Source organism: Blautia faecicola (assembly GCF_004123145.1).
GTDB lineage: Bacteria > Bacillota > Clostridia > Lachnospirales > Lachnospiraceae > Oliverpabstia > Oliverpabstia faecicola.
The window spans coordinates 2,473,221-2,497,150 of the sequence record NZ_SDKC01000001.1 but is presented as its reverse complement, the minus strand read 5'-3'; the positions used below and the strand labels follow the sequence as shown (position 1 = coordinate 2,497,150).

General features: G+C 46.1%; 25 protein-coding genes and 3 tRNA genes. 19 read left to right on the top strand and 9 right to left on the bottom strand.

The window, feature by feature from the left end:
* Nucleotides 1-31: 31 nt before the first annotated feature.
* The 6 genes from ETP43_RS11230 (at nt 32) to ETP43_RS11205 (ending at nt 4,733) form a co-directional block, all read left to right on the top strand.
* Entirely contained in the window at nt 32-1,390 is a 1,359-nt protein-coding gene (locus ETP43_RS11230) for an MATE family efflux transporter (RefSeq protein WP_129258134.1), read from the top strand.
* A 110-nt stretch (nt 1,391-1,500) separates the two neighbouring features.
* Nucleotides 1,501-2,004, top strand: coding sequence for a transcription elongation factor GreA (gene greA, locus ETP43_RS11225; protein ID WP_129258132.1), 504 nt, complete (start codon nt 1,501-1,503; stop codon nt 2,002-2,004).
* Nucleotides 2,005-2,018: 14 nt separating this feature from the next.
* The gene (locus tag ETP43_RS11220; RefSeq protein ID WP_129258130.1) at nt 2,019-2,672 is read left to right on the top strand and encodes a sugar O-acetyltransferase; all 654 of its coding nucleotides are present in this window, start codon (nt 2,019-2,021) and stop codon (nt 2,670-2,672) included.
* The gene (locus ETP43_RS11215) at nt 2,669-3,691 is read left to right on the top strand and encodes a LacI family DNA-binding transcriptional regulator (RefSeq protein WP_243114259.1); all 1,023 of its coding nucleotides are present in this window, start codon (nt 2,669-2,671) and stop codon (nt 3,689-3,691) included. Before ETP43_RS11220 ends, ETP43_RS11215 begins: the two co-directional genes overlap by 4 nt.
* 23 nt (nt 3,692-3,714) lie before the next feature.
* Complete coding sequence (locus tag ETP43_RS11210) at nt 3,715-4,425, top strand: AzlC family ABC transporter permease (RefSeq protein WP_129258126.1); 711 nt, start codon at nt 3,715-3,717, stop codon at nt 4,423-4,425.
* Nucleotides 4,422-4,733 carry an AzlD domain-containing protein gene (locus ETP43_RS11205; RefSeq protein ID WP_022399160.1) on the top strand — a complete coding sequence of 104 codons (312 nt, stop codon included), beginning with the start codon at nt 4,422-4,424 and terminating at the stop codon, nt 4,731-4,733. Before ETP43_RS11210 ends, ETP43_RS11205 begins: the two co-directional genes overlap by 4 nt.
* A gap of 40 nt (nt 4,734-4,773) precedes the next feature.
* On the opposite strand, the gene ETP43_RS11200 is transcribed toward ETP43_RS11205, so the two are convergent.
* Nucleotides 4,774-5,217, bottom strand: coding sequence for a DUF2752 domain-containing protein (locus tag ETP43_RS11200; RefSeq protein ID WP_106491944.1), 444 nt, complete (start codon nt 5,215-5,217; stop codon nt 4,774-4,776).
* A gap of 198 nt (nt 5,218-5,415) precedes the next feature.
* Between ETP43_RS11200 and ETP43_RS11195 the strand changes: the two genes are divergently transcribed.
* Entirely contained in the window at nt 5,416-6,102 is a 687-nt protein-coding gene (locus tag ETP43_RS11195) for a DUF4234 domain-containing protein (protein WP_129259590.1), read from the top strand.
* A gap of 75 nt (nt 6,103-6,177) precedes the next feature.
* Here ETP43_RS11195 and ETP43_RS11190 read toward each other — a convergent pair whose 3' ends face one another.
* Entirely contained in the window at nt 6,178-7,584 is a 1,407-nt protein-coding gene (locus ETP43_RS11190; RefSeq protein WP_129258124.1) for an amidophosphoribosyltransferase, read from the bottom strand.
* A gap of 243 nt (nt 7,585-7,827) precedes the next feature.
* On the opposite strand from ETP43_RS11190, the gene ETP43_RS11185 reads away from it, so the two are divergent.
* Nucleotides 7,828-8,073 carry a hypothetical protein gene (locus ETP43_RS11185; RefSeq protein ID WP_022399156.1) on the top strand — a complete coding sequence of 82 codons (246 nt, stop codon included), beginning with the start codon at nt 7,828-7,830 and terminating at the stop codon, nt 8,071-8,073.
* Between the two features lie 54 nt (nt 8,074-8,127).
* Here the strand turns inward: ETP43_RS11185 and ETP43_RS11180 are convergent, their stop codons facing one another.
* Complete coding sequence (locus tag ETP43_RS11180; protein ID WP_022399155.1) at nt 8,128-8,706, bottom strand: xanthine phosphoribosyltransferase; 579 nt, start codon at nt 8,704-8,706, stop codon at nt 8,128-8,130.
* Nucleotides 8,707-8,955: 249 nt separating this feature from the next.
* Here ETP43_RS11180 and ETP43_RS11175 point away from each other — a divergent pair, with 249 nt between their 5' ends.
* The 5 genes from ETP43_RS11175 to ETP43_RS11155 all read left to right on the top strand — a co-directional run bounded on the left by ETP43_RS11175 (nt 8,956) and on the right by ETP43_RS11155 (nt 13,496).
* On the top strand, nt 8,956-9,183 hold the full coding sequence (locus ETP43_RS11175; protein WP_129258122.1) for a hypothetical protein: 228 nt from the start codon (nt 8,956-8,958) through the stop codon (nt 9,181-9,183).
* A 29-nt stretch (nt 9,184-9,212) separates the two neighbouring features.
* A complete protein-coding gene (locus ETP43_RS11170; RefSeq protein ID WP_022399153.1) occupies nt 9,213-9,533 on the top strand; it encodes a metal-sensing transcriptional repressor in 321 nt (106 codons plus the stop codon).
* A 22-nt stretch (nt 9,534-9,555) separates the two neighbouring features.
* On the top strand, nt 9,556-10,383 hold the full coding sequence (locus ETP43_RS11165; protein WP_129258120.1) for an Mrp/NBP35 family ATP-binding protein: 828 nt from the start codon (nt 9,556-9,558) through the stop codon (nt 10,381-10,383).
* A gap of 367 nt (nt 10,384-10,750) precedes the next feature.
* On the top strand, nt 10,751-10,978 hold the full coding sequence (locus ETP43_RS11160; protein ID WP_129258118.1) for an HPr family phosphocarrier protein: 228 nt from the start codon (nt 10,751-10,753) through the stop codon (nt 10,976-10,978).
* 169 nt (nt 10,979-11,147) lie between these two features.
* Nucleotides 11,148-13,496, top strand: coding sequence for a helicase C-terminal domain-containing protein (locus tag ETP43_RS11155; RefSeq protein ID WP_129258116.1), 2,349 nt, complete (start codon nt 11,148-11,150; stop codon nt 13,494-13,496).
* Between the two features lie 48 nt (nt 13,497-13,544).
* On the opposite strand, the gene ETP43_RS11150 is transcribed toward ETP43_RS11155, so the two are convergent.
* Nucleotides 13,545-14,420, bottom strand: coding sequence for a LysR family transcriptional regulator (locus ETP43_RS11150; protein WP_129259588.1), 876 nt, complete (start codon nt 14,418-14,420; stop codon nt 13,545-13,547).
* A gap of 265 nt (nt 14,421-14,685) precedes the next feature.
* On the opposite strand from ETP43_RS11150, the gene ETP43_RS11145 reads away from it, so the two are divergent.
* From ETP43_RS11145 to ETP43_RS11125, 5 genes are all read left to right on the top strand, one after another.
* Nucleotides 14,686-18,447, top strand: a complete 3,762-nt coding sequence (locus tag ETP43_RS11145) for a phosphoribosylformylglycinamidine synthase (protein WP_129258114.1) — start codon at nt 14,686-14,688, stop codon at nt 18,445-18,447.
* Between the two features lie 243 nt (nt 18,448-18,690).
* Nucleotides 18,691-19,185 carry an AAA family ATPase gene (locus ETP43_RS11140; RefSeq protein WP_181951940.1) on the top strand — a complete coding sequence of 165 codons (495 nt, stop codon included), beginning with the start codon at nt 18,691-18,693 and terminating at the stop codon, nt 19,183-19,185.
* Between the two features lie 10 nt (nt 19,186-19,195).
* Complete coding sequence (locus ETP43_RS11135; RefSeq protein WP_129258112.1) at nt 19,196-19,483, top strand: acylphosphatase; 288 nt, start codon at nt 19,196-19,198, stop codon at nt 19,481-19,483.
* Between the two features lie 117 nt (nt 19,484-19,600).
* Nucleotides 19,601-19,891, top strand: coding sequence for a hypothetical protein (locus ETP43_RS11130; protein WP_022171853.1), 291 nt, complete (start codon nt 19,601-19,603; stop codon nt 19,889-19,891).
* Between the two features lie 230 nt (nt 19,892-20,121).
* Nucleotides 20,122-21,828: a DUF4091 domain-containing protein gene (locus ETP43_RS11125; RefSeq protein ID WP_129258110.1), complete on the top strand. Its 1,707-nt coding sequence runs from the start codon at nt 20,122-20,124 to the stop codon at nt 21,826-21,828.
* Here the strand turns inward: ETP43_RS11125 and ETP43_RS18510 are convergent.
* Complete coding sequence (locus ETP43_RS18510) at nt 21,756-22,016, bottom strand: DUF6783 domain-containing protein (RefSeq protein ID WP_334295524.1); 261 nt, start codon at nt 22,014-22,016, stop codon at nt 21,756-21,758. The genes ETP43_RS11125 and ETP43_RS18510 overlap by 73 nt on opposite strands.
* On the opposite strand from ETP43_RS18510, the gene ETP43_RS18505 reads away from it, so the two are divergent.
* Nucleotides 21,936-22,115, top strand: a complete 180-nt coding sequence (locus ETP43_RS18505) for a DUF6783 domain-containing protein (RefSeq protein ID WP_334295523.1) — start codon at nt 21,936-21,938, stop codon at nt 22,113-22,115. The genes ETP43_RS18510 and ETP43_RS18505 overlap by 81 nt on opposite strands.
* Here the strand turns inward: ETP43_RS18505 and ETP43_RS11115 are convergent.
* From ETP43_RS11115 to ETP43_RS11100, 4 genes are all read right to left on the bottom strand, one after another.
* Nucleotides 22,112-23,449 carry an MATE family efflux transporter gene (locus ETP43_RS11115; RefSeq protein ID WP_022399144.1) on the bottom strand — a complete coding sequence of 446 codons (1,338 nt, stop codon included), beginning with the start codon at nt 23,447-23,449 and terminating at the stop codon, nt 22,112-22,114. The two genes, ETP43_RS18505 and ETP43_RS11115, sit on opposite strands and share 4 nt — an antisense overlap.
* 188 nt (nt 23,450-23,637) lie before the next feature.
* A tRNA-Met gene (locus ETP43_RS11110) sits at nt 23,638-23,711 on the bottom strand.
* A gap of 27 nt (nt 23,712-23,738) precedes the next feature.
* Nucleotides 23,739-23,811 (bottom strand) — tRNA-Val (locus ETP43_RS11105).
* 30 nt (nt 23,812-23,841) lie between these two features.
* Nucleotides 23,842-23,915 (bottom strand) — tRNA-Met (locus tag ETP43_RS11100).
* Nucleotides 23,916-23,930: the final 15 nt, after the last annotated feature.

The following is a 23,930-nucleotide window of genomic DNA, read 5'->3' as shown; positions in this document are numbered from 1 at the left end:
AAAATGAGCAGTGAAAAGAGTGGGGAAAAACATGGAAACAGAACCGGAACAAAAGAAACATCTATTTACTAACAAACAACTGTGGGCATTGCTGGTGCCGGTGGTTGTGGAACAGATTCTGAATTCTCTGATGGGAACGGCAGATACGATGATGGTCAGCAACGTGGGATCGGCGGCTATCTCGGCGGTATCGCTGGTGGATTCGATCAATGTGCTGGTGATCCAGGTGTTTGCTGCGCTGGCAGCAGGAGGAACCATCATCTGTTCCCAGTATATGGGACAAAAAAATGTAAAAAATGCCACCGATGCGGCAAAACAGCTGATTTTTATTATCACGGCGATTGCTGTAGTACTGACTGTAGTCTGTGTGGTATTTCAGATTCCACTGTTGCATCTGATCTTCGGAAAAGTGGAAGCGGAAGTAATGACTAATTCCGAGGTATACTTCCTGTATACAGCCCTTTCGTTTCCGTTTATTGCAGTTTTTAATGCGGGATCTTCCGTATTTCGGGCACAGGAAAATACGAGACTGCCTATGACCATCTCAGTGATCTCTAATATTATGAATATTGTGGGAAATGCGATTCTGATTTTCGGTTTCCATATGGGAGTGGCCGGTGCGGCACTGTCCACACTGATTTCAAGAATTTTCTGTGCGATCGTTGTCATGTATTTTCTGCGTAGTCCAAAAGAAGAAATATGTGTGCGAAATTACATAAAAATCCGCCCGGACAGGCATAAGATTAAGATGATACTGGCGCTTGGTATCCCGACGGGTATCGAAAACGGGATGTTTCAGTTTGGTAAGCTGGCGATCCAGTCTACGGTATCGACTCTTGGTACTGCGGCAATCGCAGCACAGGCGATGACAAATATTCTGGAAAATCTGAATGGTATTGCAGCCATCGGTATCGGCATCGGTCTGATGAATGTAGTAGGAGAGTGTATCGGTGCCGGAAGAAAGGATGAGGCGATATACTATACAAAAAAGATGTGCCTGGTATCTGAGGTAGTTATCATCATCAGTTGCCTGCTGGTGTTTGTACTGACAAAACCAATCATCCATCTTGGAGGTATGAGCGCAGAGAGTGGTAGGATGTGTTTCTTTATGGTGACCTGGATCACCATCATCAAACCAATCGTATGGGTACCGGCTTTTATTCCGGCATATTCCATGCGGGCGGCAGGCGATGTGAAATTCTCCATGATATTATCATGTACGACCATGTGGCTTTGCAGGGTAACATTATGTGTGGTTCTTTGTCGTGTTTTTGGTTTCGGACCGATTGCGGTCTGGATCGGTATGTTCTCTGACTGGACACTCCGTGGTATCTTTTATACCCTGCGGTTTCATGGAAGAAAATGGCTGGATCATAAGGTGATCGAGTAATTATTCAGCATCGCCAAAGGCATTTATATACATTTCGGCTCGTAATGGTGAGAGTACTGAAAAGTTATGTAATTGGTTAAAAATATCAGTTGAGAAAGAGGAGACGGATTGTGGGAGAACGATTAACGAAACATGATGTGGAGAAAATAGAAAAAGAGATTGAATACCGGAAACTGGTAGTTCGAAAGGATGCTATCGAAGCAGTAAAAGAGGCAAGAGCCCAGGGCGATCTCAGCGAAAATTTTGAATACTATGCGGCAAAAAAAGAAAAAAATCAGAATGAGAGCCGGATCCGGTATCTGGAGAGAATGTTAAAGACAGCAGTTGTGATTTCAGAAGAGTCCAAAGAAGATGAAGTGGGACTAAATAATACGGTGACACTGTATATGGAAGATGACGATGAGGAGGAAATCTATCGTCTGGTAACTTCGATCCGCGGCAATTCTCTGAGCGGGCTGATCAGTACCGAATCACCGATCGGGAAAGCGATTCTTGGACATAAAGTGGGTGACCGGGTAGAGATTAAAGTCAGTGATGATTTTTCTTATTATGTAGTGATCCGGAAGATTGATAAGACAGAAAGCGAAGAGGACGATAAGATTCGGAGCTTTTAAAAGGAGGAGAAAAGATGCACTTAGAGGAGCGAATCAAAAACGGGATGACTTTTTATGAACATGGACATACAGATCCGATCGATATCGAACAGGAAAAGGAACTGGAAGCGCAGAGACGTCACTGCAAAGAAGTGATGTTTGACTATAACAACACCCGTCCGAGCGAGGATGTGAAGAAAAAAGAAATTCTGAAAGGGATTCTCGGGCATTGTACGAACCGTGTGTTTATTGAAAGTCCGGTACATATGTCTTACGGTAATCATGTTCATCTGGGGGATCAGTTTTATGCCAATTTCAATCTGGTCATCATAGATGATATGGATGTGTATATTGGCAATCAGGTCATGATCGGTCCCAATGTAACCATCTGTACCACCGGTCATCCGGTCTATCCGCTGTATCGAGAGATGGGTGCACATTATTCGCTGCCTATCCACATTGGCAATAAGGTCTGGATCGGAGCAAATTCTGTTGTGCTCCCGGGGGTAACGATCGGAGAGAATTCGGTGATCGGTGCGGGAAGTATCGTTACGAGAGATATTCCTGCCAATGTGGTTGCCGTGGGCAACCCATGCCGTGTGATACGCGAGATTACAGAAAGAGACCGGGAATATTATTTCCGGGATATGAAAGTAGATTTTCCATATACCTTACGAGAAGAAGGATGAGAGAAATGATCACGATTAAGGAAATTGCAGATCAGCTGGGGGTCAGTGCCACAACTGTTTCCAATGTGTTAAATGGACGCGCAAGAAAAATGTCACAGGAGACCAGACAACGTGTCGAAGAGGCATTGCTCCGTAATCATTATGTGAAAGAAAAGAAAAACAACAGAGGGGAACCGCAGCATCATCTGGTAGCGGTCTATATTTGTCTTGGAAAGAAAAAACATGTGCTGACGGATCCCTTTTGTGGGAGCCTGTTGGAGGGAATTGACCGGGAACTGCGCAAATACGATCGCGCCATGGTTTGCGGAACGGTAGACGATAATGAGAGTTTTGCAAAAGTACTGCAGAATTCCAATCTGGAAGGTGCGATCCTGCTTGGCTGTGAAGCAGAGTTTTGTACCGCTCTGGTACATCAGATCCCCATTCCCATTGTTTTTGTGGATTCCTATGGAGAAGGATTTGACAATATCGGATTAGAAGACTATGAGGGTGGGTATGAGATGACCTCTTATCTGATCGGTCAGGGACATCGAAAGATTGCCTTTTTTGGGGATCAGCAACCTCCAATGGGAAGTAATCTGTATAGATTTCGCGGACTGCAGAAAGCGATGGAAGAACATAAGCTGGAGGTTGACAAAGATGATTATTTTTATCTTCCCCAACATGATAATTACCGACACGAAGTGCTGCGGCAGTTTGCACAAAACGTGAAGGAAAGCGGGTACACGGCGGCGTTTTTTACCTCGGATTTTCTGGCAAATGAAGCTATCAGTATCTTTTATTCGCAAGGAATCTCTGTGCCGGAAGACCTGTCGGTAAGCGGTTTCGATGATAATATTTATGCAAGACTTTCCAGGCCGATGCTTACGACCGTGCGGCAGAAGCCGGAAGAAAAGGGAAAAGAAGCAGTTGGGCTTCTGATGCGGCGCATCTATGGAGAAGAGGTGCCGGTGGGCAGGATGAGACTGCCCACGGAATTAATTGTACGGGAAAGTGTTCGCAATTTGGCTGACAGATAGCAGTTGCGGACAGGGTGAGAAAAATGAAAAAGAGTGAATTTTTACAGGGAATTCGTCACGGAATTCCCATTTGTTTGGGATACTTTTCAGTATCGGCGGCATTTGGAATTACAGCGGTTCGTTCCGGCCTGCCGCTATGGACAGCTGTGTTAATATCCCTGACGAATGTAACCAGTGCAGGTCAGTTTGCAGGGGTGAATCTGATGGTAGCCGGAAGTTCTATGATTGAGATTGCCATGACCACGCTGATCATTAATATCCGTTATTTTCTGATGTCTCTGTCTGTTTCTCAGAAAGTGGAAAGTAAGATGTCCATGAAGAAGAGACTGGGGATCGCTTATGGAATCACAGATGAGATTTTTGCGGTTTCCATGCAGCAGCCCAGGGAATTAACAGCCTCCTATATGGCCGGACTGATTCTGACGCCGGTTGTTGGCTGGACGCTTGGGACTTTTGTGGGTGGTGCTGCCACCCAGCTGATGCCGCAGAAATTATCCAGTGCCATGGGAATTGCTTTGTATGGTATGTTTATTGCCATTATCATTCCTCCGGCCAGAGAACAAAAAAGTGTGCTGTTCACGGTGATCTTGGCAATCGCAGCAAGTGTTGCTTTTTCCAGTCTTCCTGTGCTGAAACATCTGTCTGGTGGCTGGGCGATCATTTTGATCACGATTCTGGTCAGTGGGATTGCGGCATGGTTATTTCCGAGAAATGAGGAGGAGAATGCAGGGTGAGTACAAAGTATATTATTGCCAGTATGTTTGTGATGGCATTGACAACTTATGTGATCCGTATGCTTCCAATGGCAATTTTTCGAAAAAAGATTAATGACAAACGAGTACAGTCGTTTCTGTATTACGTGCCCTATGCGGTGCTTTCGGCGATGACCTTTCCGGCGATTTTTTCCAGTACGGGATCTGAGGTGAGTGCAGTTGTCGGCTGTGTGGTGGCGATTGTGCTGGCGTATATGAAACGGGGATTGCTTACTGTGGCTGTCGGAGCTGCGGGGGCGGTTTTTCTTGTACAGATGATTGGATTTTAAAAACTTCCGGGATGGATTTCAGTGAAAATAACGGAGAAATCTATCCCGGAAGTTTTATGTTTAAAAGATGAAAGAATGGTTTTAAGAGGGTTCCGGAAGCCGGATGCCAGGTTACAACCGGATCGTGAAGGAACAGCAGGCGAACCAGGTAGGTGAGCACAAAGAGGGCAGCTACAGATCCGAGAAGAAGATAGTGACGGCTCCAGTTAATCCAGGGATCGAGATAATATCCCAGCAGGAAAAACGGCAGCAGGAAAAACAACGGATGGTAGGAAAATGCGGCGGCAAAGTCCAGGCGCAGAGCGGCGAGAAGCGCGCGGGTCATTCCACAGCCGGGGCAGGAGATGCCGAAAAAGAAGCGGAACGGACAGCCGGTAAACCAGGTCAGCAGATGGTAGGAAAGGATGACCGCGCATAACGTTTTTGTTTTGGATAAAAATATTTTTTTCCGGTTGGGATCTTTGAAAATGATTTCCAGATGCATAGATAAAATATCCTTTACTGTTCAGATTTTGCGACTGAAATCAGCCTGTCTGTAATTATAGATGTAAAATAAGAAACGGACAAGAAAAAATTAAGAGAAGATTCATTTTCTGAGGGGGTTGTGCCATTGTGAGAGATTTTCATTGATGGTATAATAAGTGCATCAAATAACAGAACATGACAGAGGAGACGAACGTATATGAGAATAAAAAGAAGAAATGGTCTGGTCAGTGCACTGCTAGGGCTCGTGACCTGCGGTCTGTATCATATCTTTTTCTGGTATCAGTATGGGGAAGATACCAACTGGGTTTGCAGAGATGACCGGAAAATGACGCAGAATTATATCGTGGCATGGATCCTTTCCTGGATCACCTGTGGCATCTACGGACTGTACTGGACGTATCAGCTGGCATCCCGGCTGGATCAGGCAGGTGACCGCTACAACGTGCATATCGAATCACCGGTGATCTTTACGATTGTGATGCATATTCCGTTTTTATCGTACTTTTATGCCTGTGATGTGATGAACAATTTCGCAGACGCCTATGAAAAGACCGCACCACAGCAGACCGAAAGCCAGCGGGATTATTACTACTATACCGGGAATACCACAGCCCAGACACCGCCGCCGGTATGGCCGACTTCCGGTTCCAATCCGAATGGCACATCGGTGAATCCAAACGGTTTTGATTTCAAATCCACAATGGAAGATGTGGGAAATAATCTGAAAGATAAGGCAAAAGAGCTTTTTGGAGAGAATCATCCGTCAAACAGCAGTCAGAATCAGCAGCCGGTCAGAACGGCAGGTACCTGCCCGAACTGTGGAGCAGAACTTGAACCCGGAGCAGAGTACTGTAAAAAATGCGGATATCCGGTGGAAAAATAAAGAGAATATACAATGCAACAAAAATCCAGGCAACGGTGAAAGCCAGCTGCCTGGATTTTTATGTATAAGCTTTATTTATTCTTTTCCGTCAAAGCAGTAAGTACAAACTTTGCATGGTTCGAGTCCGATGGAAGCCACCATATCGTCGAGACGATGATAGCGAAGAGAAGTAAAGTTCAGCTGTTTGCCGATTTCATCAAGCATTTCGTGATAGTTGTGAGAATCCGGATTGGCGTAATCTTCCAGAATCGCTTCCGTCACCGTACCTTCCCGTTTCTGGATCACACGGCGAGTGATCAGATCCATCTCGGATTTGGAACGGGAGAAGTTCAGGTATTTACATCCGTATAATAACGGCGGACATGCCGGACGGATATGTACTTCTTTCGCACCGCTCTCGTACAGGAACTGGGTTGTCTGACCAAGCTGTGTACCACGCACGATAGAGTCGTCGATCAGCACCATGCTCTTGTCTTTGATCAGTTCACGAACCGGGATCAGTTTCATGTGAGCAATCTGCTCTCTCTGACGCTGATGTGCCGGCATAAAAGAACGCGGCCAGGTCGGGGTATATTTGATAAATGGGCGGGCAAACGGAATACCGGAACGGTTGGCATAACCGATGGCATGTGCAGTACCGGAATCCGGAACACCTGCAACGATATCGGCAGATACATTGTCACGTTTTGCAAGCATATCACCGCAGTTGTAACGCATCTGTTCCACGTTGATTCCTTCGTAGGAAGAGGTCGGATAACCATAGTAGACCCATAAGAAGGAGCAGATCTTCATTTCATTTTTTGCCGGAGAAACAGTTTCCACACCATCCGGTGTAAAGAAGACAATCTCAGATGGTCCCAGTTCTTTGTAGTCATGGTAACCGAGATTAAAATAAGCAAAGTTCTCAAAAGAAGCGCAGATCGCATCCTCTTTCTTTCCGAGGATCAGTGGAGTACGGCCTAATCGGTCTCTGGCCGCATAGATACCTTCAGGAGTCATAACCAGCATGGTCATAGATCCTTCAATAACATCCTGCGCGTAGCGAATGCCTTCGATCAGAGAAGATTTCTGATTGATGAGAGATGCCACCATCTCTGTAGCGTTAATATCTCCGCCGCTCATTTCGAGAAAATGTGTGCAGCCGTTGGCGAAAGAACGTTTTACCAGTTCGTCCATATTATTGATCTTACCAACAGTTGTGATCGCAAAACTTCCCAGATGAGACTGAACTAAAAGCGGTTGCGGTTCTGTATCAGAGATACAGCCGATACCGAGAGTACCCTCTAATTCCTGCACGTCCCGTTCAAATTTTGTACGGAAGGGAGCGTTCTGGATATTGTGGATCGCCCGGTTGAATCCGCTTTCTTTGCCGTAGACTGCCATGCCACCCCGGCGTGTACCAAGATGAGAATGATAGTCCGTTCCAAAAAATAAATCAGACACACAATTGCTTTTTGATGCAACTCCAAAAATTCCACCCATATTTGTTCTCCTTTGTTCTATGAATGTTTGGTTGGCTGTGGGTTGAAACCAGAATGTTTCGAACCCGTCGTTTAAATCACGTACCCCATTATATAATGGCAATTCTGGTTTCGCAAGACAAAATTTTTCACAATTTCCTGTTACGTTTTTTGAAAAATACGAAAAATGCAGGAAAAACAGGGGCGTTTGACTTGTATTTTTCCCTGAGAAAATTATAATAAAAACAGAAAAGGAGAAATGTGTATGAGAAATATGGAATTTAAGATGGAGCGCCAGGGACTTCTGACGGTAGGTCAGGAAGTGGATGTGACAGAGAGTGTGCTGCCGACCTCGTATTACTATACGATCCAGCCGATGATCGCTATGAGTAAAAACTATCCGGGTTATGAGAGATTACAGTCACGAAAAGGGATTGTAAAAGATATCAAAGAGACCGACCGCGGATATTACACGGTAGTGGAATTTGATGAAGAGGATATTGGGAGCTGACTGCGTACAAAAAAAGAACGTTCCGAATGTCGAACCGGAACGTTCTTTTTTGTTTTAGTTGTTCGGACGGAAGGTCAGGGAATCGTCGGTCATGGAATCCACGATTGCCAGAGACTCGAGGCGGACACCCATATCACGGATCTTCTTTCCGCCTTCCTGGAAGCCTTTTTCGATGACGATGCCGGCACCCTCCAGGGTAGCTCTGGATTTGTTGACGATATCGATCAGTCCCATCAGTGCGCATCCGTTTGCCAGGAAGTCATCGATCAGAAGTACATGATCTTCCGGTCCGAGGAACTTTTTGGAAAGGATAACGTCGTATACTTTCTTGTGTGTAAAAGATTCTACTTTGGAGGTAAACATCTCTCCGTCCAGATTCAGGCTCTGTGCTTTCTTTGCGAAAACAACCGGAACATGGAAATACTGGGCAACCAGACAGGCAATACCGATACCGGAAGCCTCGATGGTAAGAATCTTTGTGATCGGTGCGTCAGCGAACCGGCGTTTGAACTCTTTTCCCAGTTCGTTGATAAATTCGATGTCCATCTGGTGATTTAAGAAACTGTCAACCTTTAAAACATTTCCCGGTTTGACAATTCCGTCCTTTAAGATACGTTCTTCTAAAAGCTGCATGTGCTTTTTCCTCCTGCTGTTTATCACTCATTTATTTTTCTTTCGTAAATGCTCAGTACCTTCACAGTTACGAGTCAAAATGCATTTAAAATCACCTTAAATGTATTTTAATTTCTTGTATGCTATGATACAACCTTACGGTTGGAAAGGCAACAGTTTTCTCACTTTTTCTTCTTCCTTTTTCTTCCGGATGTGTTGTTCTTTTTGCAAAAGATTGTTATAATAAAAACGATGTGGGAGGGACGATAGATGAAACAATATGAAGTCATCAGAGAAATTATAAACCAGTGTCCGCTGAATCATTCCAGAGATCAGTTTTTTGAGGAAATCCAGTGTGAAGATCCGGAAAGCTATATCCGGGAACGATGCAGGGGACAGGAAGGAACTTACGAAAAAAGCGTTCAGAAAGATGGCAGTATAGTCTTTGATGTCTATCTTTCCGGGATGCATCAGCGATATACATTTTCCGAGATCTGATCGGGAAATGTATGGATGGGAGGAAACAGATGGGAGAGCATGTACATGTACTGGAAGATGGAACGGTTGTCAAGCACAGTCATACCCATTCCCATGAAAACACAAAAGCGGTGATCAACCGGCTGTCGCGGGCCATCGGTCATCTGGAATCCATTCGCCGGATGGTGGAGGAAGGCAGAGACTGTTCGGAAGTACTGATCCAGCTTTCCGCAGTAAAGTCGGCAATCAATAACACCGGAAAAGTGATTTTACAGGATCACATACAGCATTGTATTGTGGACGCAGTTCAGGACGGGGATATGGAGGCCCTCGAGGAACTGAACAAAGCAATCGATCGCTTTATGAAATAAAAAGAAAAGAGGAAAAACAACAATGGCAAAAGAATGTAGCAGTACATCCTGCAGCAAAGAAAGCTGTGAAGGATGTCCAAGCAAACAGCCAAAGAGCATGCTGGAAGAGATGAACAGTCAGTCAAATGTAAAACATGTGATTGGTATCGTCAGCGGCAAAGGCGGTGTTGGTAAATCTTTCGTTACCGCATCTCTGGCTAATAGAATGGCACAGAAGGGTTACAAAGTAGGTATTCTGGATGCGGATATCACAGGACCGTCCATTCCGAAAATGTACGGTGTCAAAGGTCCGGCACAGGCAGTGGACGCCGGTATCTATCCGATCGAGGCAAAGAACGGCATCAAAGTCATGTCCGTAAACCTGCTGCTTCCGAGAGAAGACGAACCGGTCATCTGGAGAGGACCGATCCTGGCAAATATGGTAAAACAGTTCTGGACCGATGTGATCTGGGGAGATCTGGACTATCTGTTCGTAGATATGCCGCCGGGAACCGGTGATGTACCGCTGACAGTCTTCCAGTCGCTGCCGGTGGAAGGTATCGTAATCGTATCTTCTCCGCAGGATCTGGTAAAAATGATCGTTCGTAAAGCTTACAAGATGGCACAGATGATGAAAATCAATGTGCTGGGTGTTGTGGAAAACTACAGCTACCTGGTATGTCCGGACTGTGGAAAACACATTTCCGTATTCGGTGAGAGCCATATCGATGAGATCGTGGCAGAACTCGGAACTGAAGTACTCGGCAAGATGCCGATCAATCCGTTGTATGCGGAAGCTGCCGATAAGGGAGCCTTCCATGCGGTGGAAAATGAATATCTGGATAAAGCGGTGGAAAAAATCGTTGGATAATCCTTCAGAGGAACAGTGTGAAAATGCTGTTCCTTAATTTTTATGTTGTTTTTGACGAAATTTGAAAAAGAGAAGCTGATTTTCAAGAGAATATTGCTCAATCTGAATTGTAAACGATTTCAAACCTGAGAAAATGCTGTGCAAATAGCAAAAAAACAGGTGAAAAATGTAAAAGAAAGCACAAAAAGTAGTGCGCCACCGGCATAAAATAGGGAAGATTAAAAAGTTGACAAATTTCGCAGCAGATGCGATAATCAAATCTCGAAATATGTGGTACTACCAGTTGGAGAAGGGAGTATCGACATTCTATACCGGTACACAGATTTTGTTACCGCGAGTTTCAGAAAGGATTGATATAATGCCAGATATGAAAACAAGCAAAATCAAATTAAATGAGGCGAGTGAAGTGGAAGAATTTGTGAAGGCGGCTGGAAAATGTGACTTTGATATTGACATCTTCTACAATCGTGTGATTATTGATGCAAAATCCATCCTCGGAATCATGAGCATGGATCTGACACAGGAACTGACCGTTCAGTGTTACGGAGAAGACAAAGAATTCGAGAAGGCAATTCAGAAATTTGCGATTGCGTAAGTGCATCATCTGAAAAAATTTGATATGCGGGAAAAGAAAATCTTTCGTGGAGAACCGGGATGGTTCCTGCGGAAGATTTTTTCGTATATGCGGGGACTGAGTCGGTGTAGGCAAAAAACGGATTGTGCGGTATAATAAACAAATGTGAAAAAAAAAAGGCGGTGAGCGGATGGAAAAAGAAGAAGTAAAGATTTCAGTCAGAGATATTGTAGAGTTTATTCTGCGTTCCGGAGATATCGACAACCGGAGAGGCGGGTGGGCTGACAAAGAGTCACTGGCGAAGGGAACCAGGATCCATAAAAAGATCCAGAGACAGATGGGAGCAGCTTACCAGGCGGAAGTGCCGCTCAGTTACCGCTTTTGCTATGAAGATCTTGACATCCTGGTGGAAGGGCGTGCGGACGGAATCGAGGAAAAAGAAGATCATGTGATGGTCGATGAGATCAAAGGTGTGCATCGGGATCTACGGTATGTGGAAGAACCGGTGCTGGTTCATCTCGCGCAGGCAAAATGCTATGCGGCAATCTATACGGAACAGAATCAGCAGGAACAGATGGAAGTGCAGATAACTTACTGCAATATGGAGACAGAGGAGATCCGCCGGTTTTCTTATCTGTTTGATGCACAGGAACTGAAAATTTGGTTTCAGAAACTTGCCGATACCTACTATGTCTGGGCGCACCGGTATCAGGAGTGGAAAAAAGAACGGAATGCATCCATGACGGGGCTGGAATTCCCTTTCCCGTACCGGGAGGGGCAGCGAGATCTGGTGCATGGTGTTTACCGGACGATCCTGCGGGAAAAACAGCTGTTTATCCAGGCACCGACCGGTGTGGGAAAAACGATGTCGTGTCTGTATCCTGCCGTGCGTTCCGTGGGAGAAGGAATCTCGGAAAAAATCTTTTATCTGACGGCAAAAACAATTACCCGGACGGTTGCATGGGAGGCATTTGAGATTTTGAAAAAGCATGGACTTCGGTGGAAATCCCTGCTTCTCACAGCAAAAGAAAAGTTGTGCGTGTGTGAAAACATGGAGTGCAATCCGGCAGCATGTGCGAGAGCCAAGGGACATTTTGAACGGGTAAATGATGCGGTATTTGAACTTCTGGAGAAAGAAGAGATCTATGACCGGGAGATGCTGCTTTCCTACGCGGAAAAATATCAGGTCTGCCCGTATGAGATGAGTCTGGATCTTGCCAACTGGGTAGATGGGGTAATCTGTGACTATAATTATGTGTTTGATCCACAGGTATATCTGCGGAGATTTTTTGCGGAAGGGATCAAAGGGGATTATGTATTTCTGATCGATGAGGCGCATAACCTGGTGGAACGTGGACGGGAGATGTACAGTGCGGTTTTGTACAAGGAGGATATCCTGAAGATCAAAAAACTGGTGAAACCGTACCGGAAAAAGCTTGAGAAAGCGCTGGAGCGGTGCAACCGGCAGATGCTAGAGTGGAAGCGAGAGTGTGAGACGTACCGGATCCTTCCGGCTGTTGGGAATTTTTCACTGGCACTGCTTTCGGTGATGGGGGAGATGGAAAATTACCTGGAAGAGCTGGAGGATGGAAATCTTCGAAAGGAACTTCTGGATTTTTATTTTGAGATGCGCAGTTTTCTGTATACTTGTGATCTGATCGACGAGAATTATGTGATTTATACACAGCATGACGAGGACGGAAGGTTTCGGGTGAAACTGTTCTGTGTGAATCCGGCGCAGAATCTGCAAAATTGTATGGATAAGGGGCGAAGCACGATTTTCTTTTCGGCGACGTTGCTTCCGGTACTGTATTATCGACAGCTTTTGAGCGGGCGCAGTGATGATTATGCGATCTATGCGCAGACACCGTTTGCGAAGGAGCAGAAGTGTCTGATCCTTGGACGGGATGTGAGCAGCCGGTACACGCGGAGAGGACCGGAGGAGTACGGGAAGATTGCGGAGTATATTCATGCAGTGGCGGTTTCGCATACGGGGAATTATATGATTTTCTTTCCGTCGTACCGGATGATGGAGGATATTTTTGAACGGTATCAGGAATTGTATGGGACGGATGAGGCGGAGGTTTTGTTGCAGAGTTCGTCGATGCAGGAGGATGAGAGGGAGGCGTTTCTGGAGCGGTTTGAGAGTGACAGTGCGGGGACGCTGCTTGGCTTTTGTGTGATGGGAGGGATCTTTGCGGAGGGGATCGATCTCATTGGGGAGAGGCTTGTGGGGGCTGTGATCGTGGGGACGGGGCTTCCGCAGGTGAGTTATGAGAGGGAGATTTTGAAGCAGTTTTATGACGGAAAGCAGGAGAACGGGTTTGATTATGCGTATCGGTTTCCGGGGATGAATAAGGTGTTGCAGTCCGCTGGGAGGGTGATTCGGACGCGGGAGGACCGGGGGGTGATTTTGCTGCTGGATGAGAGGTTTTGCTCACCGGATTATAAGGGGTTGTTTCCGCGGGAGTGGGAGGAGTATGTGGTTTGTGACCGAAAGGGGGTTGGGAAAATTTTAAAAGAATTTTGGGAAAGATAATTGATACAAAGGGAGCATCGGTTGGAAAACGGATGCTCCCTTTTTGAGTTAGAGAATGTTCAGGAATTCCTTCGCTGCTTTAGTCAGCGGCAGCTGCGGGTTGTGGGCGATAACGAGGGTTCGGCCCGGGAGTTCCTCCTGGATGTCCAGGGGGAAGAGTTCGCCATCGTCGGGTATGCAGTAGTCCGGGACGAAGGCGATGCCGAGACCGATGCGGGCAAGATCGATCAGGAGGTCGTTACTGCCCAGTTCGATTTCCGGGACGAGGTCCAGCTGGTGTTGCTGGAAGAGGTGGTGCAGGAATTCGCTGGTGGTGCTTTTGCGGTCGAGCATCATGATCGGGTATTCCAGGAGATCTTTCAGGTGGAGTTTTTTGCCCATCAGTTCTTTGTAGTGTCTGGAGCTTGCGATGAAGCAGTCTTTGAACGAATGGATCGTCCGGATATGGTCGCCGTGGCTTAGCCGGGAGTTCGGGTAGTTGGTGACGATCAGGTCGACCTGTCCCATTTCGAGGAGATCCACACATTTGGTAGAGGTCTGGTTGGTCACTTTGATGTGGACATTCGGGTAGGTTTTATGAAATTTGTTTAAAAACGGAACCAGATAGTAGCGGCAGATGGTGTCACTGGCGCCGATGCGAAGCTGACCGCCGCCTAAGTTGCTGGCTTCCATGAGCTGCGCTTCCCCGCGCTTGATCAGGTTCATTGCCGGTTCGATGTGGCGAAGCAGCGTCTCGCCTTCCGGGGTCAGCTGTACCCGTTTGGTGCTTCGGATAAACAGTGTGATCCCCAGTTTCTTTTCGAGCACTTTGATCGACTGGCTGACGGCCGACTGGGAGATAAACAGCTGTTTCGAAGCATCGGAAAAACTCAGGGAGATCGCCACATAGTAAAATACTTTGTACAATTCATAGTTGATATCCATCATGTTTGATAAGCCCTCCTTATAACTGCTTTCAGTATAACAAAATCCGCGGATGGCATCCAGTATTTTATAAAAAATCAATAAATATAAGAAAAGCTTATTAAAAAGATTAAATCTATTAATTTTACTAATAAGATTTTCTGTGGTATTTTTATAGTGACGGTACACTGGATCTCTGAGAGATGCGATCCAGCAGTGCCTTTAATAGTGTAAAAGACCGAAGAGAAGTCAGTTGCAGATGCGACAGAGAAAGGACAGGTGTACGATGAGCAGTGTAAAACGTGTTTATGTGGAAAAGAAACCTGATTTTGCGGTACAGGCAAAAGAATTAAAACATGAGATCAGCAGCTACCTTGGAATTAAGACTGTGACAGCAGTTCATGTATATATTCGTTACGATGTAGAAAATATTTCAGATGAGGTGTTCGAGAAAGCATGTACATGCGTATTCTCCGAGCCGCCGGTAGACGTGCTGTATAAAGAGCAGATCCCGATGGTAGAAGGAGCAAGAGTATTTTCCGTAGAATACCTGCCGGGTCAGTTTGATCAGAGAGCGGATTCTGCCGTACAGTGTGTACAGTTCCTGAAAGAGGACGAGCAGCCGATCATCAAATCTGCAACCACTTATGTAATCGAGGGAACTGTTTCCGACGAAGAATTTGAAGCGATCAAGAATCACTGCATCAACCCGGTAGATTCCCGTGAGACCGGAATGGTAAAACCGGAAACACTGGTAACAAAGTTTGAAGAACCGGCAGATGTAAAAATCTTCGACGGATTTATCGATATGGAAGAGGCAGCACTGAAAGAGCTGTATACTTCCCTGAATCTGGCTATGACATTCAAAGATTTCAAACATATCCAGAATTATTTTAAAAATGAAGAGAAGAGAAATCCTTCCATGACAGAGATCCGTGTGCTGGATACTTACTGGTCTGACCATTGCCGTCACACCACCTTCTCTACAGAGCTTAAGAAAGTAACCTTCAAAGACGGTGACTATAAAGAGCCGATTGTAAAAACGTATGAACAGTATCTGGCAGACAGAGAAGTCCTGTACAAAGGAAGAGATGACAAATTCATCTGTCTGATGGATCTGGCACTTCTTGCCATGAAGAAACTGAAATCCGAAGGAAAACTGCAGGATCAGGAAGAATCCGATGAGATTAATGCCTGCTCCATCGTAGTTCCGGTCGATGTGGATGGAAAAGAAGAAGAATGGCTCATCAACTTTAAGAATGAAACACATAACCATCCGACCGAGATCGAACCGTTCGGTGGCGCAGCTACGTGCCTTGGTGGTGCGATCCGTGACCCGCTGTCAGGACGTACCTATGTATACCAGGCAATGCGTGTGACCGGTGCCGCAGATCCTACCGTTTCTGTTAAAGAGACACTGAAAGGAAAACTGCCGCAGAAGAAACTGGTACGTGGTGCTGCACACGGTTACAGCTCCTATGGTAACCAGATCGGTCTGGCTACCGGTTATGTAAAAGAAATCTATCATCCGAATTATGTGGCAAAACGTATGGAGATCGGTGCGGTTATGGGCGCTGCTCCAAGACGTGCAGTCAAGAGAGAGAATTCCGATCCGGGCGATATCATCATCCTGCTTGGCGGACGTACCGGCCGTGACGGTATCGGTGGTGCTACCGGATCTTCCAAAGTACATACCGAAGCTTCCATCGAAGTGTGCGGAGCCGAAGTACAGAAAGGAAATGCGCCGACCGAACGTAAGATCCAGCGTATGTTCCGCAGAGAAGAAGTAAGTAAACTGATCAAGAAATGTAACGACTTCGGTGCCGGCGGTGTATCCGTAGCTATCGGTGAACTGGCACCTGGTCTGCAGATCAATCTGGATAAAGTACCGAAAAAATACGCCGGTCTGGACGGAACCGAGATCGCAATCTCCGAGTCCCAGGAGCGTATGGCAGTTGTTGTAGATCCGAAAGATGTTGACGAATTCATGAAATACGCTAACGAAGAAAACCTGGAGGCTGTTGTGGTAGCCGTTGTTACCGAAGAACCGCGTCTGGTACTGAACTGGAGAGGAAAAGAAGTTGTTAATATTTCCCGTGCTTTCCTGGATACCAACGGTGCGCATCAGGAGACAGAAGTTCTGGTAGACATTCCGAATAAAGAGGGAAATGTTCTGGAGCGTGAAGAAAAAGCGCCTGCAGATACAAAAGCAGCATGGCTGTCTATGCTGGCAGATCTGAATACCTGTTCCCAGAAAGGTCTGGTGGAGATGTTTGACGGATCCATCGGAGCAGGAAGCGTATTTATGCCATATGGTGGTAAATATCAGCTGACAGAAACTCAGGCTATGGTCGCTAAGGTTCCGGTAATGAACGGAAAAACAGATACTGTGACTATGATGAGCTACGGATTTGATCCATATGTATCCAGCTGGAGCCCATATCACGGTGCAGTTTATGCAGTTGTAGAATCTATTGCACGCATCGTAGCGAACGGCGGAGATTACTCCAAGATCCGTTTCACCTTCCAGGAATACTTCCGCCGAATGACAGAGGATCCGGAACGTTGGAGTCAGCCATTTGCAGCGTTGCTCGGTGCATATGCGGCACAGATGGGATTTGGCCTTCCATCTATCGGTGGAAAGGACAGTATGTCCGGAACCTTCAACGATATTGATGTTCCGCCGACACTGGTTTCCTTTGCGGTAGATGTGGCTAAGAAACAGGATATTATCACACCGGAACTGAAAAAGGCAGGAAGCAGACTGGTATGGATCCGTCTGCCGAAAGACAGCTATGATCTGCCGGATTATGCAGCAACTATGGATCAGTACGGAAAACTGCATCAGGATATCCTGGATGGCAAAGTGCTTTCCGCTTATGCACTGGATCGTCATGGTATCGCAGCAGCAGTCAGCAAGATGGCATTCGGTAATCAGCTGGGTGTGAAGATTGAACACAATCTGGACGAGAGAGATCTGTTTGCACCGGGATTTGGTGATATCATCTGCGAAGTACCGGCTGATAAAGTCGGAGAACTGTCTGTAACGTATACCGTGATCGGTGAAGTAACAGACGATGCAAAATTCACATACAAAGACGGCATGGAAATTTCCATGAAAGAAGCACTGGATGCATGGACCGGAACTCTGGAGAAAGTCTTCAAAACAAAAGGAACCGACAACATGGAGAAAGTGGAAAGCCCGCTGTACAAAGCAGACAGCATCCATGTATGCAAACATAAAGTAGCACGCCCGACCGTATTTATTCCGGTATTCCCGGGTACAAACTGTGAGTACGACAGTGCGAAGGCATTTGAACGTGCCGGTGCGAACGTGATCACAAGAGTATTCAAGAACCTGACGGCAGAAGATATCCGTGATTCTGTAGCAATCTTCGAGGAAGCGATCAATCAGGCACAGATCATCATGTTCCCAGGCGGATTCTCTGCTGGTGACGAACCGGATGGTTCCGCAAAATTCTTTGCAACTGCTTTCCAGAATGCGAAGATCAAAGAAGCCGTAACAAAACTGTTGAATGAGAGAGATGGTCTGGCACTTGGTATCTGTAACGGATTCCAGGCTTTGATCAAACTGGGACTGGTTCCTTATGGCGAGATCGTAGGACAGACTGCAGATTCACCGACACTGACTTACAATACCATCGGCAGACATATTTCCAAGATGGTTTACACCAAAGTAGTAACCAACAAATCCCCATGGCTGGCACAGGCAGAACTTGGCAAAGTATATGTCAACCCGGCATCTCATGGAGAGGGCCGTTTCGTGGCAAGCAAAGAGTGGATCGATAAACTCTTCGCAAACGGTCAGGTAGCAACCCAGTACTGTGATCTGAATGGAAACGTATCCATGGATGAAGAATGGAACGTCAACGGTTCCTACGCAGCTATTGAAGGAATCACAAGCCCGGATGGTCGTGTACTTGGAAAGATGGCTCACAGCGAACGCCGCGGCGATGCCGTAGCCATGAACATCTACGGAGAACAGGATATCAAGATCTTCGAATCCGGTGTTGCATATTTTAAATAGGAAGAAACCCTGACAAAAACATTCCTTAAAAGTAAATAAAAGCAAAAAGACTGCCCGGTAAAAGTACCAGCTGGGCAGTCTTTTTGCTGTCTGTATGATATAATGAGCGTTAGCGAGCGGGAATAAGCGCAGCTTATTCATCGGGAGCGGCGAATGGCGATCGTGATAGCTGCGAAGCAGCGGAAAGCACGGAATGTGCGGATCACGATATAATAAAATGAGACAAACGGGAGGTGTTATAGTGTGAAGAATGTATATTTAGTTGGCGGAACGATGGGAGTCGGAAAAACTACAGTTTGTCAGCAATTGAAGAGAAAGTTACCAAACAGTGTATTTTTAGACGGTGACTGGTGCTGGGATGCTGATCCGTTCTGGGTCACGGAAGAGACTAAGAAAATGGTTTTAGAAAATATCTGTTTTTTATTGAATCAGTTTATACAATGCTCCGTTTATGACAATATAATCCTTTGCTGGGTAATGCATCAGCAGGAGATTATAGATTATATTGTAGAACAACTAAATAAAACGGATTGTAAAATCAGGACAATATCTTTAACAGCAAAGGAAAGTGAATTACGGGAACGACTGAAAAAAGATATCGAAGAGGGAAAAAGGACGGAGGATATACTGGATCGAAGCATAGAACGACTTGCCTGTTATAACAGGCTGTCAACAGTGAAAATTGATACAGATAAAAGAAGTATAGAGGATATCGCAGAAGAAATTGCAAAATTGTGAGGAAAAAGGAATGGAACAGGAAACAAAGATCAGAAAACATATTTATTTTTACGGACGCGTCCAGGGCGTAGGATTTCGTTATTATGCGGTACAGAAAGCAGAAGAGCTAGGACTGAACGGATGGGTACGGAACCTGTATGATAGTAGCGTGGAGATGGAAGTAGAAGGAGAAGAAGCCGATATCGATCAGCTGATCTTATTTTTACAGAACCGAACGTGTATCTGGATTGAAGATATGAAAGTAAAATCGATGCCGGTGGAAGGCGGTTATGGATTTTATGTAAAGGAAGATGAATAAAAAGAGGACAGATAAGAAAAAGGGAAAATAGATGAATGAAGAAATCTGTGGACACATTCGTATTTTATGGTAAAATAGAAATAACGATTCAGTATACAGAATAGGGAGGTAGAAACAATGGGAGTACATTCAATTGACGCAGAAGACGATCAGTTTGCATACCGCTATGACACACAGCTTCTGATCGACCGAAGAGACGAAGATCTGGACGAGGATGCCATATCCGAATATATCACAGAACATTATGAAGGCAACAGCCTGATCGTGGCAGGAGATGAAGATCTGGTAAAGATCCATTTCCACACCAACGAACCATGGAAAGTGCTGGCTTACTGCAACACCATCGGTGAGATCTACGATATCGTCATCGAAGATATGATCCGCCAGGCAAACGGATTACAGGGATAAAATTACATAAAGGGAGACTGCTTTACATGAAGCGGCAGTCTCTTTTTTTGATTTACGCGAGCAACGAGCCAAAGTTTATGCTTGCATGAGATCTTGGCGACTGCCGCGATAATCAAAATAAAAACTACCGCCGTCAGAGGACAATTTTATAACTCCGGTGGATAATTCTATAGCGAAAACTGTTGTCCGCTGGGTTATGATAGAGAAAAAGGGCGAAGGAGACACAGAATATGGGAAAACAGTTAAGTGTAATCGAGAGCAGCCAGATCGAGTGGGTGCCGGTCGATTCTTTGCAGAAAATTTTTATGAAAAAGGAGCCGTTGAGTTGTCCGCGTGTATATGAACTGAGCGGAATGGAAGGAGAAACGGTTTCTTTCCAGATGGCTTACCGCTATCGCAAACCGTATTATTCCTCTCAGATGATGGTGCAGGCAACCAAGAATCCAAGCGTACGGGTACGCGTGCAGGCGCCGGAAGGCATCCGGGTGAAGATCCGAAAAGTGGGTTACGTTCCGTCCGCTTATCCGGCATATGGAGAATACGATTCGGATTATCTGACCACTGAGCCGGGGTTGTACCCGGATCCGCTGGAAGCGATGGGAGAGACGATCCAGCTGATCCCGTTTTACTGGAGAAGCCTCTGGATCGATCTGGAAATTCCGAAGGGATCTGCGGTGAAAAATGGAACGGTCGTATTACAGCTGGAGACGTTGCAGGGAGAGATCGTCAAAGAGGCAGCCGTGGAGATCCATGTGGTTCCGTGTGAACTGCCCGCACTGGATCTGATCCACACGGAATGGTTTTACAGTGACTGTCTGGCAGATTATTACAAGGTTCCGGTGTTCAGTGAAGACTACTGGAAAATCGTCGGAAACTTTATGCGCGCAGCTACAAAACGTGGGGTAAATATGATCCTCACCCCGCTGTTTACCCTGCCACTGGATACGCTGATCGGAAATGAGCGGACAACGGTACAACTGGTGGATGTATGGAAACATGGGGAATCCTTTACCTTTGGATTCGAAAAACTGGAACGCTGGATCGCACTTGCGAAAGAGAGCGGATTTACCTGGCTCGAGATGGGACATCTGTTCAGCCAGTGGGGAGCAAAATACGCACCGAAAGTGGTAGCGGTGGAAAATGAAAAAGAGACCCGTCTGTTCGGCTGGGGGACAAAAGCAGACAGTGCGGAATACCGGACATTTTTAAAAGCATTTCTTCCGGAACTTACGAAAGAACTGGAAAGACTGGGCATTGAAAAACAGACGTATTTTCATATTTCGGATGAACCGAATGCCGGAAATATTGAGACGTATAAGATTGCCAGAGAGATGGTGCGGGAGGAACTGAAGGATTATCCGATCCTGGATGCACTGAGTACGCTGCCCTTTTATAAGAAAGGAATCGTATCGTATCCGGTGCCGACGAACGAGCATATCCATGAATTCCTGGATGCGGGATTTGAACATCCGTGGGTGTATTACTGCAGCGGGGAATATCTGGAAGTGAGCAACCGTTTCTTTGCACAGCCGTCCTACCGTAACCGGATCCTTGGGGTGCAGATGTATCTGTATGAGATCGAAGGATTCCTGCACTGGGGATACAACTACTACAACAGCCAGTATTCCATCCGCCACATCGATCCATACCGGGTGACCGATGCGGACGATGCTTTCCCGTCTGGAGATTCCTTCCTGGTTTATCCGGGAGAGGACGGAGATGCCGTAGAGTCTCTGAGATTCCTGGTACTTGAAGAAGGACTGAACGATTACCGGGCATTGAAGCAGCTGGAAACATACAAAGGAAAAGAGTATGTGCATACATTAATTGAAAAAATGGCGGGTATGAAGATCACATTCTCTGATTATCCGAGAAATGCAGCCTTTTTACTGGAGCTGCGGGAACGGATAAATAAAGAAATCGAGGAATGTCTGTAAGAGACTGACGATGCGACAGATTTTGTAAATGACAGAGGATAAAGCCGGAGAGCGTTAGAGCGTGTCTGAAAAATCATTTTCGCAATCTGCAAGCCCCACTTTGCGGTATATTTTACCCTTATTCGGTTGCCGTAGCCCGCTACGCCGCCCTCATTCGGATAAAATCTCCCACAAACTGGGACTCGCAGCTCACGAAAAGCCTTTTTCAGACACGCTCTAGAGAAAGAAAAAAACGGGAAACAAATGGTACAATCAGAAGAGTTCCATTTGTTTCCCGCTTTTTTTAATTTTCTTTCTTCAAATACGGCACATGCAGATAACAGTAAACCAGCTGTGCGGTCATGAAACACCAGATCAGCGGTTCGCAGATGATGACGCCCCAGTACCCCATCGCCGGGATAATAAACAGGGCAAAAATAATTTTTCCGGCACATTCCATAAAACTGGAAATCAGCGGTTTGGTCTTCTCACCGAGTGCCTGCAGAGAGTTTCTCATATTGAACAGGATACCGAGCACTGCATAGAACGGGGCGGTAAACCGCAGGTACAGGGCTGCGTTATCCAGAATCACATCCTGCGTGGATCCAAACAGGGTAACCAGATTGCAGGCGAAGAAAAACAGAATGATCATCGCTGTGACACCCCAGCAGACATCCATGATGCAGGCGGTGCGTATCCCTTTGCGGATCCGGTCTTTGTTTCCGGCACCACGGTTCTGAGAGACAAAGGTGGACATGGAAGCTCCGATCGTGCTGACCGGCATCAGGCAGAAGGAATTCAACTTTCTTGCCGTTGCCTGGCAGGCGATATACACTTCGCCAAGGCTGTTGATCGCACTCTGTAAAATGACGGTTCCGGAGGAAACCACTGCGTTCATAAAGCCCATGGAAAGTCCCTGGGTAGCAAGTTCGCGGTAAAGTTTTTTGCCGACCGCAAAATGCTGTCGTTCCGGAACCAGGATTGGTGTTTTCCGGATGATATAGATCAGACAGAGGATAACGGAAAATCCCTGTGCGATGACTGTCGCAACGGCAGCACCGCGGATGCCCATCTGGAACCGTGTGATAAATAAAAGATCCAGCATGATGTTGGTCAGGGAAGAAATAATCAGGAAGATCAGCGGCATAAAGCTGTTTCCGATTCCACGTAAAAGTCCTGACAGCAGATTGTAGGCGAACATAACACCGATAAAAGTAGTCAGAGTGGATACATAGGAATGTGATTCCACCAGAATATTTTCCGGTGTTTTTAAGGCGCGCATCAGCGGATACAGCCCAACGGAAGAAAACGTCATAAGGATCACGGTCAGGATCAGTCCGATGGTGATGGCTCCGGCTACGGATTTTTTCAGCAGAGTCTTATCGCCCTGTCCGAAATAACGGGAGACAACGATGCTCAGTCCGTTTCCGACACCGAAACAGAATCCAAGCAGCAGCTCATAGATCGAAGACGAAGCACCGATCGCGGCAAGAGAACTGTCCCCAAGGAAGTTACCGACGATCATAATATCGATCGTATTGTATAACTGCTGAAAAATGTTGGAAAATAAAATAGGAAGAGCGAAAATCACGAGGGATTTTAAAATGGGGTCTTTGGTCATATTGACCTGCAAATTGGGCATAGACGAAACTCCTTTCTGAAAAAAAGATGAGCTTTGAAAAACAGGCCGGTCATATAAGTGCATGCTCATAAAACATAAAGAAAATTATATAGTGGGAGTGAAGCGATTCCCACGGAATCAAAATCGATTTACCGGATCAATTCGATATATATGTAAAAAAAAGAAACGTCACTAACGTTTCTTTAAAGTAGCGAGAGGGGGATTCGAACCCTCGACACCACGGGTATGAACCGTGTGCTCTAGCCAACTGAGCTATCTCGCCATATGAAATTGCCTTCCGAAGAAGAAGTGGAACCTACAGGGCTCGAACCTGTGACCCTCTGCTTGTAAGGCAGATGCTCTCCCAGCTGAGCTAAGATTCCAGGGTCAACACTGATATCCAGTTGTTGAAGTAGCGAGAGGGGGATTCGAACCCTCGACACCACGGGTATGAACCGTGTGCTCTAGCCAACTGAGCTATCTCGCCATTTTTCGTGGTTGC

Coding starts and splice junctions, on each gene's coding strand:
- ETP43_RS11170 (WP_022399153.1), top strand. CDS start 9,213: ATGGGAGAGCATGTACATGTACTGGAAGATGGAACGGTTGTCAAGCAC.
- ETP43_RS11155 (WP_129258116.1), top strand. CDS start 11,148: ATGGAAAAAGAAGAAGTAAAGATTTCAGTCAGAGATATTGTAGAGTTT.
- ETP43_RS11215 (WP_243114259.1), top strand. CDS start 2,669: ATGAGAGAAATGATCACGATTAAGGAAATTGCAGATCAGCTGGGGGTC.
- ETP43_RS11145 (WP_129258114.1), top strand. CDS start 14,686: ATGAGCAGTGTAAAACGTGTTTATGTGGAAAAGAAACCTGATTTTGCG.
- ETP43_RS11125 (WP_129258110.1), top strand. CDS start 20,122: ATGGGAAAACAGTTAAGTGTAATCGAGAGCAGCCAGATCGAGTGGGTG.
- ETP43_RS11180 (WP_022399155.1), bottom strand. CDS start 8,706: ATGCAGCTTTTAGAAGAACGTATCTTAAAGGACGGAATTGTCAAACCG.
- ETP43_RS11130 (WP_022171853.1), top strand. CDS start 19,601: ATGGGAGTACATTCAATTGACGCAGAAGACGATCAGTTTGCATACCGC.
- ETP43_RS11195 (WP_129259590.1), top strand. CDS start 5,416: ATGAGAATAAAAAGAAGAAATGGTCTGGTCAGTGCACTGCTAGGGCTC.
- ETP43_RS11230 (WP_129258134.1), top strand. CDS start 32: ATGGAAACAGAACCGGAACAAAAGAAACATCTATTTACTAACAAACAA.
- ETP43_RS11150 (WP_129259588.1), bottom strand. CDS start 14,420: ATGGATATCAACTATGAATTGTACAAAGTATTTTACTATGTGGCGATC.
- ETP43_RS11165 (WP_129258120.1), top strand. CDS start 9,556: ATGGCAAAAGAATGTAGCAGTACATCCTGCAGCAAAGAAAGCTGTGAA.
- ETP43_RS11135 (WP_129258112.1), top strand. CDS start 19,196: ATGGAACAGGAAACAAAGATCAGAAAACATATTTATTTTTACGGACGC.
- ETP43_RS11200 (WP_106491944.1), bottom strand. CDS start 5,217: ATGCATCTGGAAATCATTTTCAAAGATCCCAACCGGAAAAAAATATTT.
- ETP43_RS11185 (WP_022399156.1), top strand. CDS start 7,828: ATGAGAAATATGGAATTTAAGATGGAGCGCCAGGGACTTCTGACGGTA.
- ETP43_RS11175 (WP_129258122.1), top strand. CDS start 8,956: ATGAAACAATATGAAGTCATCAGAGAAATTATAAACCAGTGTCCGCTG.
- ETP43_RS11190 (WP_129258124.1), bottom strand. CDS start 7,584: ATGGGTGGAATTTTTGGAGTTGCATCAAAAAGCAATTGTGTGTCTGAT.
- ETP43_RS11115 (WP_022399144.1), bottom strand. CDS start 23,449: ATGCCCAATTTGCAGGTCAATATGACCAAAGACCCCATTTTAAAATCC.
- ETP43_RS11220 (WP_129258130.1), top strand. CDS start 2,019: ATGCACTTAGAGGAGCGAATCAAAAACGGGATGACTTTTTATGAACAT.
- ETP43_RS11210 (WP_129258126.1), top strand. CDS start 3,715: ATGAAAAAGAGTGAATTTTTACAGGGAATTCGTCACGGAATTCCCATT.
- ETP43_RS11160 (WP_129258118.1), top strand. CDS start 10,751: ATGAAAACAAGCAAAATCAAATTAAATGAGGCGAGTGAAGTGGAAGAA.